Consider the following 12,211-nt stretch of genomic DNA (forward strand, 5'->3'; position numbering starts at 1 on the left):
GGGTGGGGGTCAGGAGGGGGTCACGGCGCCGGGGACCCGCTGCAGGGTCTCCACCGTCCGCTCCGGCTTGGGGTTCACCGTCTTGAGCTGCTTGCGGCCCATGACGAAGAGGACCCCGGCCGCGACGCCCCAGACGACGGCGACGATGAGCGCCGCCCAGCCTGCGGGGATGGCGCTGGCCAGCGCGGCCCACAGGGCCAGGCTGAGGAAGAGCACGGTGAGGTGCCCGGCGTAGCTGGCCCCGCCGAGCATCCCGGCGCCCTTGCCGGCCTTGGCGGCCTCGGTCTTGAGCTCGGCCTTGGCCAGCTCCAGCTCCTGGCGCATCAGCGTGGACAGGTCCTTGCTGACCTCACCGAGGAGCTGACCGACCGAGACGCCGTCGACGTCGGGGTGACCGTCGTCGGTCTGCGCGCCCATGCCGGCCTTGGGCGCGGCGGCCGCGCTGATGTCGGTCGCGGAGACGCGCTCGGCGCCGGTGCCGTACGGGGCGCTCACGCCCGGCCCCGCGTCGGGTCGGCCGGCGGGACGACGGGGGTATCGGTGCCGTACGGCGCCGGCGGGACCGGGGTGTACCCGGTCGTCGGGTCGTAGCCCGGGCCGGAGGCGTAGCCGGCGCCCGTGGTCAGGCCGGCGTCGGTGGGGGCACCGGTGTAGGTCGGTGGGACGTCGACCGGCGGCACGGCGGCGTACCCGGACGCCGCGCCGGGCAGCGCGCCGGTGCCCGTGGTGACGTCGTGCGGCGTCCCGGAGGAGCCCGAGCCGCCCTGACCACCCTGGTCTTTGTGGGCGGCGACGACGCCGGTGGTCAGCCGGCCGGCGAGCACCCCGGCCACGGCGGCGCCGAGCAGGAAGGCGCCGGGACGGCGGCGGGCGAAGCGCCGGACGTCCTCGAGCAGGTCGCCGGGCTCGCGGTCGCGCAGGTGCCCGGCGAAGGTGTCGACGGCGCCGGTGGCCTGCCGGACCAGGTCGTGCGCCGGGCCGGAGCCGCCTTCGCCGTCGGTCATCGCGCGTAGTTCCTCGGCCAGGGCGGAGAGGCTGCCCGCGGCCTTCTGCTGGCCGGCGCGGGCCTGCTCGGTGGCCTGCTGGCGCCCCTGGGACAGCAGGTCGGCGGCCTGCCGACGGGTCTCCTGGGTGACCTGCTGGGCCTGCTCGGCCGCGGTGCCGGCGACCTGCTTGCCGGCCTGCGCGGTGGTCTGCCCGACCGACCGGGCCTCGTCCTTGGCGACGTCGGTCGTCGAGGCGGAGCCGCTGTCGGTGCCGCCGCTCGTGCCGCTGGTGGGTGTGTCGAGGGAGTGCGTCATCGTTCCTCCAGGGAGGGGTGCGGACAGCCCGCGGGACGGCCCGGCGCAGCACTCGTCGACGGCGCCCTGGAGGCGTCGTGAGGGTGTGCGGGGGCCGGACGGGCTGCGCTTCGCGCGGGTGGTGGCCACCGTTTCTGGGTGGCGGTCCGGGACTTCTCAGCTACCCGCCGCTCGGGGGTGGAAACGCGCGATGGGAACCACCCCGGCCGGAACCCGGTGGGAGCGGCGGTGTCACCAGAGCGGGAAGCCCGACCGGAGCAGCGGGGAACGCTCGGCGAGCGCGGGGAAGTCCGGGTGGTCCTCGTACGCGGCGGCCAGCAGGCACAGCACGCGCCCGAGCTCGGCGAGCCGCGGCGCGAGGAGCTCGTCCCCGGTCGCGGCGAGCCGGAGCCAGGTCCGGGCCACCTCGTGACGGCCCCGGGCGTGGCGGACGGCGCGGGCAGCACGGTCGTCGGGGGCGGCCGGGTCGGCCGCCAGCCGGTCGAGCTCGTCGGCCGCGCGCTCGAGCAGGAACCGGGCCACGTCTGCCGTCACGGGGGAACCGCCTCGGGGTGCTGTCCGCGGGCAGCACGGACGTCCTCGAGCCTCGGTGTTGGACCCGCCGGGCAGGCTAGCGGACCCCGCTGAGGGGTCGCGCCGACCCGTCCGAGGGTCAGCCGGTGACGGCGGGGGCGGCGTCCTCGGCGGGGGCCAGGGCTCGACGGTGACCCCACGCGGCGGGCAGCCGGTGCACGTGGTGGCGGGCCAGCAGCCGGTGCGCCAGCGCGGCGGCGACCAGGCAGGCCGCGAGCACCGGGGCGCCCGGGGTGAGCACGGCGGCGGTGAGGGCGAGGGCGAGCAGGACGGTGAACGGGGCGGACCGGGCCAGGGTCGGGGACACGGGGACCTCCTCCGGATCGGGGTGGGTGGAGCGGGTGGGGCGCCGGTGCCCGCCGCCGGGGACCGCGGGCACCGGCAGCGGGACTACGTGAGCGCGTCCTTGGCCTTCTGCAGCAAGCCCTGCATGGGAACCGGCGGGGTGCCGTAGAGCCGCGGGTCGCCCGGCGGGAGGATCGGGGCGTCGGCGTGGGCCGCGATCGGCGCCGACGTCAGCACGTTGTCCGTGCCGTCCAGCGCCGGGCCGTTGGCCCACCGGCCGGCGGCGGCGTCGGGGCCGTCGGAGGCGTCGATGAACGTGTAGGCGAACTCGGGCAGCTCCTCCTCCAGCGGGAAGGCCTCGGGCACCGGGACGCCGTCCAGGCCGTCGCTCTTGAGCTCCTCCATGGCGGCCAGCCACTGCTGCTGGTGCATGTGGTCGCGGGTGAGCAGGAAGCGCAGCAGGTCCTTGACGCCCGTGTCGTCGGTCATGTTCCACAGCCGGGCCACCTGCAGCCGGCCCTGCATCTCCGCCGTCGCGTTGTAGGAGAAGTCGGCGTAGAGGTTCCCGCTGGCGGTGACGTAGGCGCCCGTCCACGGGTTGCCCATGCTGTCCATGTAGGAGGCGCCCGAGCCGTTGGCGATGAGGTGCTGCGGGTTGTGCTGGCCGTAGCCGGCGGCCGCCTCCTTGGTGCGGTCGGCGGCGTCGGGCTTGAGCGGCGCGTGGTCGAGCAGCCGGTCGATCATCGTCACGATCATCTCGACGTGGGCGAGCTCCTCGGTGCCGATCGCCAGCAGCATGTCCTTGTACTTGCCGGGCAGCCGGCAGTTCCAGCCCTGCAGCAGGTACTGGGTGGCGACGGTCATCTCGCCCCACTGGCCGCCGAGGACCTCCTGCATCTTGCGGGCGAAGTCCGGGTCGGGACCGTCGGGCTTGGCCTCGAACTGCAGTGCGTGGGTGTGGGTGAACACGGTGTCTCCTGGTTCGTGTCGGCGGTTCCGGCGAGCACCGCGTCCGCGGTCTCACCCCCTCACTCCCCACCCCCGGTGGCCCGCCCGGGCCCTCCGGTGGCCCCCCGGTGCCGGGTTCAGCGGTCGGGCAGGTCGACCACCACGGACAGGCCCGCGGGCCCGCGCCGGCAGGTCACCCGGCCGCCGAGCTCGGTGGCCTGACGGCGCACCGACCACAGGCCCAGCCCGGTCAGGTCCGCCGGCGGCTCCTGGGCCCGCAGGTGCTCCACCACCCGGTCGGGGACGCCGGCCTGGGTGACCTCCAGCGACGCCCACCCGCGGCGGGCCCCCACCACGAGCCGCACCGCCCGCCCCTGGCCGTGCCGGTGGGCGTTCTCCAGCAGGTTGGTGAGGATCCGCTGCACCCGGGCGTCGGCGACCGGCACGTCACCGGCGCCGGGCTCCACGGCGACCCGGACCTGGTCGCCGGGCAGGCCGGACGCCGCCAGGCTCGCCCGGACGACGTCGGCCAGCGATCGCGGCCAGCCGGTCGCCGGGAGCGCTCCCCCGGTCGCCGAGGCGGTGCGCAGCATGGAGACCAGGCAGTCGGCCTGCGCCCGGGCCAGGTCGGCGACCTCGCCGGCGTCGTCCCCGGCGGCGTCCAGGTGGGCCAGCAGGGCCCGCAGGGAGGCCAGCGGCGTCCCCATGTCGTGGCACAGCGCGCGCACCAGGGCGTCGTCGTCACGCGCCGGCGCCGGGTCGGGACGGCGTCGGAACACGCGCGCCACCCGGGCCAGCGGGGAGCGCGGCACGCCGGTGGTGGTGTCGGCGGCGATGGTCACGGGCACTGCCTCCCCGACGACCGCGGCCAGTCCCGCCGCACCCCGTCCGCACCCCCTGGAGACGCGTGAGCCTCCCCGAGCCCTCCGCCCCGACCGCTGCTCCGGTCGACGTGGTGGTGGTCGACGACCACCCGCTGTTCAGCCGGGGCCTCGCGGTGCTGCTGCCCCCCGTCAGCCGCGGCCGGGTCCGCGTGGTCGGCAGCACCGACGACGCCTCGGCCGCGGCCGCCCTGGTCCGCCGGGAGCGGGCCGACCTGGCCCTGGTGGACCTGGGCATGCCCCCACCGGGCGGGCTGCGGGCGATCGCGGCGATCCGGCGCGCCGAGCCCACCGTGCGGGTCGTCGCCCTGTCCGGCACCGCCGACGAGGACGAGCAGCTGGAGGCGCTGCGGGCCGGGGCGGAGGCCTTCCTGCCCAAGAGCAGCGAGCCCGAGACGCTGGTTCCGCCGCTGCTGGCGCTGCTGGAGGGCTGGTCCGTCGTCCCGGCGGCGCTGCTGCGCAGGCTGCTCGCCGACGCCGCGCCCCGGGAGGACCGTGGCGTGCTGGGCCAGCTGTCCGCCGACGACCGCCGGCTGTGGCGTCTGGTCGCGGCCGGGACGCCGACGATGGAGATCGCCACCACCCTGCACGTGTCGGAGCGGACGGCGAAGCGGCTGGTGGCCGGCCTGCTGCGTCAGCTGAGGGTCTCCAGCCGCACCGAGGCGGCGGCGCTGGCGGGTCGGCTGGGGTTGACGGCGGAGGGCTGAGCGCACGGGTTCCTCACGGGGTCAGGCCCCGGCGGTGTCCCCGTGCTGGGGACCCGGCGCCCTGGCCCGAGTCCACGCGCGCGGGCGGCCAGCCGCCACCGGGGCGGCGGGATTGGCCCGCGCGGGCCAGGGACGGCCCGACCGGGCCGGTGGCCCGGGCAGGACAGGAGCGTCCGCCCGTCCGCGAGCCACCCCCGGGGGTCCCCGTGTTCCTGTCCCGCGTCGAGGCCGCCACCCTGCCCCCGCTCGCTCCCCCACCCCGCCGGGCCCGGCTGTGGCCGATGCTCGGGCCGGCCTTCGTCGCCGCCATCGCCTACGTCGACCCGGGCAACGTGGCCACCAACGCCACCGCCGGCGCCTCGTTCGGCTACACCCTGCTGTGGGTGGTGGTGGCGGCCAACGTGCTCGCGGTGCTGGTGCAGACCCTCACCGCGAAGCTGGGCCTGGCCACCGGGCGGGACCTCGCCACGCTGTGCCGGCTGACCCTGCCCAAGCCGGTGACCCGCGGGTTGTGGGTGCAGGCCGAGGTGGTCGCGATCGCCACCGACCTGGCCGAGATCGTCGGGGGTGCGGTCGCGCTCAACCTGCTCTTCGGGGTGCCGCTGCCGGTGGGCGGTGTGCTCACCGCCGTCGTCGCGTTCGCCCTGCTGGGCCTGCAGCGCGGCGGCCACCGTCCCTTCGAACGGGCGGTCACCGGCTGCCTGCTCGTCATCGCCGCCGGCTTCGGCTACACGATGGTCGACGCCGGGGTCGACCCCGCGGGCGTGGTCGCCGGCCTGGCCCCGACCCCGCTGTCCGGGGACGCCGCCGTGCTCGCCGTCGGCATCCTGGGCGCCACGGTGATGCCGCACGTGGTCTACGTGCACTCCGCTCTCACCCCCGGCCGCTACGGCGACGCCGTCACCGCCGGTCGCACGCGGGAGGGACGGGGCCGGCTGCTGCGGGCCCAGCGGCTGGACGTGCTGCTGGCGATGGTGCTGGCCGGGGTGGTCAACGCGGTGCTGCTCGTCGTCGCCGCCGGGCTGTTCTCCGGGGAGGGCGAGCAGACCCTGGAGAGCGTGCACGCCGGCCTGGGCGAGCGCTCCGGGCAGGGCGCGGCGATCGCCTTCGCGGTCGCGCTGCTGGCCTCCGGGTTCGCCGCCTCCTCGGTCGGCACCCACGCCGGACAGGTGGTGATGGCCGGGTTCCTCCGCCGGCGGATCCCGGTGCTGCTGCGCCGCACGATCACCGTCGCCCCCGCCGTCGGACTGCTGGTGGTCGGGGCCGACCCCACCACCGCGCTCGTCTGGTCCCAGGTCGTGCTCAGCTTCGGCATCCCGTTCGCCCTGGTCCCGCTGGTCTGGCTGACCGCCCGCAGCTCGGTCATGGGGGCGTGGGTGAACCGGCCGGTGACGACGCTGGCCGCCGGCGTCGTCGCACTCGCCGTCACCGCGCTCAACGCGTGGCTGGTGGTCGACGTCCTGCTCTGAGCGGGTGCAGGGGCCGCGCACCCGGGGCACCCTGGAGGACGTGACCCAGCCCAGCCTGTTCGACGAGCTGGACGCCGCCGAGGCCCGCGCGGCCGAGACCCCGGTGCGGCACCGGCTGCTGCAGGTGCGCCGGGTCTACGCCGAGCCCGCCGCGGCCGCCTCTCCTCGCGGCCGCCAGGTGCTGGCCCGCTTCCCCGACGCCGAGGTGGTCGAGGTCGCGAGCCACTGGGGCGTGCCCGAGCTGCACGGCAACGCCGGCAACGTGGACCGCTGGGTGCGGGTGAAGAGCGAGACGCTGGTGCTCGGGGTGAAGAAGTCGATCGCCACCCGGGAGAACGGCCGCTCGGCGAACTGGATCGCCCCCTCCACTGCCAACGGCTGCGCGATGGCCTGCGCCTACTGCTACGTCCCGCGGCGCAAGGGCTACGCCAACCCGATCACCGTGTTCACCAACATCGACCAGATCACCGCCCACCTGCGCCGGCACGTGGCGAAGCTGGGCCCCAAGCCCGAGCCCGACCAGTGCGACCCGCACGCCTGGGTCTACGACATCGGCGAGAACGGCGACTGCTCGGTGGACGCCGTGGTCAGCGACAACGTGGCCGACCTGGTCGCCACCTTCGCCGACCTGCCCACCGCCAAGGCCTCCTTCGCCACCAAGTGGGTCAACCGGCAGCTGCTGGAACTGGACCCGCGCGGGCGCACCAGGATCCGGTTCTCCGTGATGCCCGACGACGACGCCCGCCTCCTGGACGTGCGCACCAGCCGGGTCGCCGAGCGGATCGCCGCCGCCGACGACTTCGTGGCCGCCGGGTACGAGGTGCACCTGAACCTGTCCCCGGTGGTGCTGCGCCCGGGCTGGGAGGCCGACTGGACGGCGCTGCTGCAGCAGCTCTCCGACGTCCTGTCCCCCGCCACCCGCGCCCAGGCCGCGGCGGAGGTCGTCCTGCTGACGCACAACGAGGCGCTGCACGAGGTGAACCTGGGCTGGCACCCGCAGGCCGAGCAGCTGCTGTGGCGCCCGGACCTGCAGGAGGCCAAGACCTCGCAGAACGGCCAGGCGAACGTCCGCTACCGGGCCGACGTCAAGCGGGCCGCCGTCGACCGGCTGCGTGCGCTGATCCGGGCGCACGCCCCGTGGCTGACGGTCCGTTACGCGTTCTGAGCCACCTCAGACCGGGTCCCCCTGCAGCACCCGCTCGGGGTCGAGCCGCCCCGCCGAGACGGCGGCCGCGACGTCGTCCACCGTCTCGTCCCGACCGAAGGCGTAAGCGCGCAGCCGGGACAGCGCGGTGTCGGAGTCCGTGTCCCCCCGGGTGGCCAGCAGACCGATCACCTGCCAGACGGAGAGCCGGTCCGAGACCCCCGGCGACCGGTCACCCCCGCCGAAGGCCGCCGCCAACCCGACCTGGGTGACCAGCGCGTCGGCGACCAGCGAGGCCAGCGAGACGACGTCGAACACGTCGAGCGCCCGCGACCCGGAGGGGTCGTCGAGGTAGAAGTCCAGGGAGGCGAACGGCTCGCCCCGGTCGAAGAGGGGCAGCGAGGCCACCGCCCGGTACGGGGTCCGGGTGACCAGCGCGTCGACGAAGGCCGGCCAGCGCTTCCCGGCGTCCTCCTCGTCGCTGAAGACCGGCTGGCCCAGGCGGGAGGAGGTCAGGCACGGCCCGTCCCCGGCGGTGAACTGCAGCCGCTCGGCCAGTGCCGCGGTGGGGTCGGAGGCGCCGATCGGCAGGCGGCCGACCGGCTCGTCCTGGGCCAGCGTGATCCCGGCGCCCTGCACGGGCAGCGCCCGGACGGCGGCCCGGGCCAGCCGGGTGGGGAGCGAGGCGGGGTCGGGGTCGGCGGCGGACTCCCGGGCGAGCGCGGAGGCGAAGTCGTCGACGGCGCTCACCGGCGGCCCCCGTCCCGGCCGTCGTCACCGCGGCTGTCGGCGCCGTCGTCGCGGTCGCTGTCCCGGTTCTCCTCCCGGCCCTCGCCGGTGACCTCGGCGACCAGCTCGCGGGCGATGTCCCGGAGCTGGCGGTTGGCGTCCTGCGAGCGCCGGGCGAGGGTCTCGAAGGCCTCGGCGGAGGAGATGCCCGCGCGGCCCATGAGGATGCCCTTGGCCTGCTCGATCACCGCGCGGGAACGCATCGCCTCCTGCAGGTTCTCCACGGTGCGCCGGGTGCTGTCGTAGGCGTGCATGTTGCTGATCACCACCGCGGCCCGCCCGACGATGCCTCGAGCCTGCGCCTCGGCTGCGGCGTCGAAGGCGTGCGGCTGCGTCGCGTAGCAGTTGAGCGCGGCCTGCAGGTCGTGCTGGAACGGGATGGGCGTGGACAGCGAGGCCAGCGCGCCCTGCCGGAGAGCCAGCGGGGTGAACCGCCCCCACCGCTCCTCGGTGGCCATGTCCGCGATCGCGACCACCTCGCCGCTGCCGGCGGCGGACAGGCACGGCCCGTACTCCAGGCCGAACTGGGTCTCGTCCAGCTCGAAGGCCAGCAACCCGGTCCAGGCCGCCGACGTCGGTCGGCCACGCTCGACGACGGTCACCGAGGCCTCGGCGACGCCGGGGATGGCGTGCTTGGCCTGGGTGGCGACCCGTTGCAGCACCGACTGCATGGTCTCCCGGGCCAGGTCGACGTCGTCGAACGCGGACCGGTCGGGTCCGTCGGGTGGGGTCGTCATGAGGGGGCTCCTGAGCTCACGGCTCACGGCTCACGCCATCCGGGCCGGCACGACTGCCGCCCCAGGGCTGGACGCCCCCCTGTTGGACGCTCGGTCCGACGAGCGGACGCGCTCACCCTACCGGTGCCCGGACGACCTGCACGGCGGCCCCGCGGTGTCCCACCAGCCTCCCCAGCACCACCCGTCCCGGGTCGACGGGGGGCCCGGTGCGCCTGCCCGGGACGGCCCGCTGGGCTCCCTAGTCTCGCGACACACGCCCCGCTGGACCGGCCGCCGTCGCCCGCTCCGCACGCCCGAGCCGCCTGACCGGAGAACGCCATGATCCGACTGAAGAAGTCCCCCGCCGCCCGCACCGACGTCGCCGTCACCTTCGCCCTGGAGGAGCAGGCCGTCCCCGGCCCGGTCTCCGTCGTCGGTGACTTCAACGGCTGGACGCCGGGCACCCACGTGCTGAAGAAGCGCTCCAACGGCACCCGCAGCGTCGTCGTCACCCTGCCGGCCGGTGAGCCCGTCCGCTTCCGCTACCTCGCCGACGGCGGCGTGTGGCTGGACGACCCGCAGGCCCACGCGCACGACGAGCAGGGTTCACTGCTGCACCTGTGACCCCCGGTCGCCGGGCCCTCGGGTGAGGGTCCGGCGACGGCCCACGTGGACGAGGTCCCTTCGGTGGGCCTGCGGCCGCGCCACCACCCGGGCGTGGCACGCTGCCCTCCCGTGACCCCTGCTCCCCTCGTGCTGGCCGCCGCGAACGGCGCCGAGACGGCCGGCCTGGTCATCGGGCAGCTGCTCGGGCTGCTCATCGCCGTCGTGCTGGTGGTGCTCGGGGTCCGCGCCCGGCGCCGGCCGACCCTGGGCAACCGGGTGGGCGGGCTGGTGCTCATCGTGCTGGGCGGCCTGATGCTGCTGGGCGGGCTGGCCTCGCTCACCGACGCCGCCACCTGAACCGACCGGGCCCCCGTGACCTGGTGGTCACGGGGGCCCGGTCGGACAGGGGTCTCAGGCTGCCTCAGGCCGCCGTGGCGGCCTGCTCCCACTCGCGCTGCATGGCCCGGCGCACCTTGGGCTTGGCCGTCGTCAGCTGGACCAGCTTGGCGACCTGCTGCGGGGCGTTCTTCGGCGTCGTCGCGGCCATCCAGCCGTTGGGCAGGGAGAGCCGGAAGACCTTGTGCCAGGCGCTGCCGACCTGCCGAGGCAGCGATGCGGTGTGGTACCGCAGCCCGTACTCGTCGAAGATCGCGCGGACCTTCGGGGCGATCTCGGCGTACCGGTTGCTCGGCAGGTCCGGGAAGAGGTGGTGCTCGACCTGGTGCGACAGGTTGCCGGTCATGACGTGCATGGCCTTGGAGCCGGAGATGTTCGCCGAGCCCAGCATCTGGCGCAGGTACCACTCACCGCGGGTCTCGCCCTCGATGGAGGTCTTCTCGTAGGTCTCGACGCCCTCGGGGAAGTGCCCGCACATGATCACCGAGTGCGACCACACGTTGCGCACCACGTTGGCCACGAAGTTCGCGGTCAGGGTGGGCAGGAACGAGGGGCCCGACAGCAGCGGGTGCACCACGTAGTCCTTGGTGGCCTGCTTGCGGATCTTGCGCAGCACGGCCTTGCCCCGGGCCCGGAAGCCCGGGTCGGCGCGCCGCTCCGGGGTGGCCAGGTTCTTGCCCAGCTCCAGGTCGTAGGCGGCGATGCCGTACTCGAAGAAGCACGCGTTGACGAAGTTCCACAGCGGCTGCAGCAGGTACAGCGGGATCCACTTCTGGTCCTCGTCGACCCGCATGATCCCGTAGCCGAGGTCGTTGTCCTTGCCGATCACGTTCGTGTACGTGTGGTGCAGCTCGTTGTGCGAGTGCTTCCACTGCTCGGCCGGGCTGGCCATGTCCCACTCCCACGTCGTGGAGTGGATCTTCGGGTCGCGCATCCAGTCCCACTGGCCGTGCAGGATGTTGTGCCCGATCTCCATGTTCTCCAGGATCTTGGCGACCGAGAGGCCCGCCGTCCCGACGAACCAGGCGGGGGGGAACTTCGAGAGCAGCAGCACGGCGCGCGAGGCCAGCTCGATCTTGCGCTGGACGTCGATGACCTTGCGGATGTAGGCGGCGTCCGCGGCGCCGCGGCTGTCCGCGACCTCCTGGCGGATCGCGTCGAGCCGGCGGCCGATGTCCTCCACGTCCTGGGCGGACAGGTGCGCGACGGGGTTCTCGGACTTCTTCTGCAGCGCGGTCATGCGGGTCTCCTCAGCGTCGGGGGGTCGAGAGGTGGGGTGTCAGTGGTCGATGTCGCACGGCCCGGCGGCGGCGCTCACGCAGGTCTGCACGAGCACCCCGTCCCCGGGGGCGGCGGTGGTGAGCTCGCCGTTGCGCAGGTCGCGGACGGCGCCCTCGCGCAGCGGGAGCACGCAGCCGTAGCAGATGCCCATCCGGCAGCCGCTGGGCATGAGCACCCCGGCGGCCTCGGCGGCGTCCAGGATCGGGGTGGCGCCGTCGGCCTCCACGGTGGTGCCGGTCTTCCCGAAGGTGACCGTGCCGCCCTCGCCGGTGACCAGCACGCGGGGCCGGAAGCGCTCGGTGACCAGGCGCTCGGTGATGCCCTCGGCGGCCCAGTGCTCCTCCAGCGCCTCGAGCATGCCGACCGGGCCGCAGGCCCAGGTGGTGCGCTCGGCCAGGTCGGGCACCAGCTCGGCGAGCTCGGCGGGCTTGAGCAGACCGTCGGTCCCGGTGTGCCGCTCGACCAGCCGCAGGCCGCCGGCTGCGGCCAGCTCGCGCAGCTCGGCACCGAACACGACGTCCTCGCGGCGGGGTGCCGAGTGCACCAGGACGACGTCACCCAGCTCGTCCAGGTGGTTGCGCAGCATGCCCATCACCGGGGTGATGCCCGAGCCGGCGGTGACGAACAGGGCCTTCTCGGGCCGCTCCTGCGGGAGGGTGAAGTCCCCGGTGGCCTGGTCCAGCTGGACGACGGTGCCCGGGCGCATCTCGCGCACCAGGTGGTTGCTGACGACGCCGTCCGGGATGGCCTTGACGGTGACCGTGAGGCAGCCGTCGGTGCGGGTGCGGTCACTGGTGACCGAGTAGGCGCGCCACTGGCGGACGCCGTCGACGTCGACCCCGAGGCGGACGTACTGGCCGGGGGTGTGCTCGCGCCAGCCCCGGCCGGGCCGGATGACCAGGGTGGCGGCATCGGCGGTCTCGGGCCGGATCTCCACGACCCGCCCGCGCAGGTCGGCACCGGACCGCAGCGGGGCGAAGACGTCGAGGTAGTCGGTGGGCAGCAGCGGGGTGGTCGCCGCCTCCACCAGGCTCAGCACCCGGTCCCCGAGACGGGTGCGCAGACCGGGTCGGCGAGGCACGGATGTCGTCATGGACCCATCCTGCCCGCTCCCG

General features: G+C 75.1%; 15 protein-coding genes. 5 read left to right on the forward strand and 10 right to left on the reverse strand.

The window, feature by feature from the left end; genetic code table 11:
- Positions 1 to 9: 9 nt before the first annotated feature.
- The 6 genes from AC0IVP_RS12890 to AC0IVP_RS12915 all read right to left on the reverse strand — a co-directional run bounded on the left by AC0IVP_RS12890 (position 10) and on the right by AC0IVP_RS12915 (position 3,949).
- Positions 10 to 495, reverse strand: coding sequence for a phage holin family protein (locus tag AC0IVP_RS12890; RefSeq protein WP_471756980.1), 486 nt, complete (start codon positions 493 to 495; stop codon positions 10 to 12).
- Positions 492 to 1,301: a hypothetical protein gene (locus AC0IVP_RS12895; protein WP_471756982.1), complete on the reverse strand. Its 810-nt coding sequence runs from the start codon at positions 1,299 to 1,301 to the stop codon at positions 492 to 494. The genes AC0IVP_RS12890 and AC0IVP_RS12895 overlap by 4 nt, the downstream gene beginning before the upstream one ends.
- Positions 1,302 to 1,532: 231 nt before the next feature.
- On the reverse strand, positions 1,533 to 1,835 hold the full coding sequence (locus AC0IVP_RS12900) for a hypothetical protein (protein WP_157519535.1): 303 nt from the start codon (positions 1,833 to 1,835) through the stop codon (positions 1,533 to 1,535).
- Positions 1,836 to 1,953: 118 nt separating this feature from the next.
- A complete protein-coding gene (locus AC0IVP_RS12905) occupies positions 1,954 to 2,181 on the reverse strand; it encodes a hypothetical protein (RefSeq protein ID WP_471756984.1) in 228 nt (75 codons plus the stop codon).
- A gap of 83 nt (positions 2,182 to 2,264) precedes the next feature.
- A complete protein-coding gene (locus tag AC0IVP_RS12910) occupies positions 2,265 to 3,128 on the reverse strand; it encodes a manganese catalase (protein WP_471756986.1) in 864 nt (287 codons plus the stop codon).
- 116 nt (positions 3,129 to 3,244) lie between these two features.
- Positions 3,245 to 3,949, reverse strand: a complete 705-nt coding sequence (locus AC0IVP_RS12915; protein WP_471756988.1) for a sensor histidine kinase — start codon at positions 3,947 to 3,949, stop codon at positions 3,245 to 3,247.
- A gap of 65 nt (positions 3,950 to 4,014) precedes the next feature.
- Here AC0IVP_RS12915 and AC0IVP_RS12920 point away from each other — a divergent pair, with 65 nt between their 5' ends.
- From AC0IVP_RS12920 to AC0IVP_RS12930, 3 genes are all read left to right on the forward strand, one after another.
- Positions 4,015 to 4,695, forward strand: a complete 681-nt coding sequence (locus tag AC0IVP_RS12920; protein ID WP_471756990.1) for a response regulator — start codon at positions 4,015 to 4,017, stop codon at positions 4,693 to 4,695.
- Between the two features lie 206 nt (positions 4,696 to 4,901).
- Positions 4,902 to 6,164: an Nramp family divalent metal transporter gene (locus AC0IVP_RS12925; RefSeq protein WP_471756992.1), complete on the forward strand. Its 1,263-nt coding sequence runs from the start codon at positions 4,902 to 4,904 to the stop codon at positions 6,162 to 6,164.
- A 40-nt stretch (positions 6,165 to 6,204) separates the two neighbouring features.
- Complete coding sequence (locus AC0IVP_RS12930) at positions 6,205 to 7,329, forward strand: spore photoproduct lyase family protein (RefSeq protein ID WP_056299150.1); 1,125 nt, start codon at positions 6,205 to 6,207, stop codon at positions 7,327 to 7,329.
- Between the two features lie 6 nt (positions 7,330 to 7,335).
- On the opposite strand, the gene AC0IVP_RS12935 is transcribed toward AC0IVP_RS12930, so the two are convergent.
- Together AC0IVP_RS12935 and AC0IVP_RS12940 are read right to left on the reverse strand one after the other, a co-directional pair.
- Positions 7,336 to 8,058, reverse strand: coding sequence for a GAF domain-containing protein (locus AC0IVP_RS12935; protein ID WP_471756994.1), 723 nt, complete (start codon positions 8,056 to 8,058; stop codon positions 7,336 to 7,338).
- Positions 8,055 to 8,834, reverse strand: a complete 780-nt coding sequence (locus tag AC0IVP_RS12940; protein WP_471756996.1) for an ANTAR domain-containing response regulator — start codon at positions 8,832 to 8,834, stop codon at positions 8,055 to 8,057. Before AC0IVP_RS12940 ends, AC0IVP_RS12935 begins: the two co-directional genes overlap by 4 nt.
- 318 nt (positions 8,835 to 9,152) lie before the next feature.
- On the opposite strand from AC0IVP_RS12940, the gene AC0IVP_RS12945 reads away from it, so the two are divergent.
- Together AC0IVP_RS12945 and AC0IVP_RS12950 are read left to right on the forward strand one after the other, a co-directional pair.
- Positions 9,153 to 9,437: an isoamylase early set domain-containing protein gene (locus AC0IVP_RS12945; protein WP_056298950.1), complete on the forward strand. Its 285-nt coding sequence runs from the start codon at positions 9,153 to 9,155 to the stop codon at positions 9,435 to 9,437.
- Positions 9,438 to 9,548: 111 nt separating this feature from the next.
- The gene (locus AC0IVP_RS12950; RefSeq protein WP_471756998.1) at positions 9,549 to 9,776 is read left to right on the forward strand and encodes a hypothetical protein; all 228 of its coding nucleotides are present in this window, start codon (positions 9,549 to 9,551) and stop codon (positions 9,774 to 9,776) included.
- Between the two features lie 64 nt (positions 9,777 to 9,840).
- On the opposite strand, the gene AC0IVP_RS12955 is transcribed toward AC0IVP_RS12950, so the two are convergent.
- Both AC0IVP_RS12955 and AC0IVP_RS12960 read right to left on the reverse strand, forming a co-directional pair.
- The gene (locus tag AC0IVP_RS12955; protein WP_056298954.1) at positions 9,841 to 11,055 is read right to left on the reverse strand and encodes a fatty acid desaturase family protein; all 1,215 of its coding nucleotides are present in this window, start codon (positions 11,053 to 11,055) and stop codon (positions 9,841 to 9,843) included.
- A gap of 39 nt (positions 11,056 to 11,094) precedes the next feature.
- Positions 11,095 to 12,189, reverse strand: a complete 1,095-nt coding sequence (locus AC0IVP_RS12960; RefSeq protein WP_471757000.1) for a ferredoxin reductase — start codon at positions 12,187 to 12,189, stop codon at positions 11,095 to 11,097.
- Positions 12,190 to 12,211 lie beyond the last annotated feature (22 nt).

The sequence above is a fragment of the Klenkia sp. AC732 genome (assembly GCF_979256525.1).

Excerpts from the sequence above, each read along its gene's own strand:
- AC0IVP_RS12945 (WP_056298950.1), top strand. The coding sequence starts at position 9,153 with ATGATCCGACTGAAGAAGTCCCCCGCCGCCCGCACCGACGTCGCCGTC.
- AC0IVP_RS12895 (WP_471756982.1), bottom strand. The coding sequence starts at position 1,301 with ATGACGCACTCCCTCGACACACCCACCAGCGGCACGAGCGGCGGCACC.
- AC0IVP_RS12940 (WP_471756996.1), bottom strand. The coding sequence starts at position 8,834 with ATGACGACCCCACCCGACGGACCCGACCGGTCCGCGTTCGACGACGTC.
- AC0IVP_RS12955 (WP_056298954.1), bottom strand. The coding sequence starts at position 11,055 with ATGACCGCGCTGCAGAAGAAGTCCGAGAACCCCGTCGCGCACCTGTCC.
- AC0IVP_RS12960 (WP_471757000.1), bottom strand. The coding sequence starts at position 12,189 with ATGACGACATCCGTGCCTCGCCGACCCGGTCTGCGCACCCGTCTCGGG.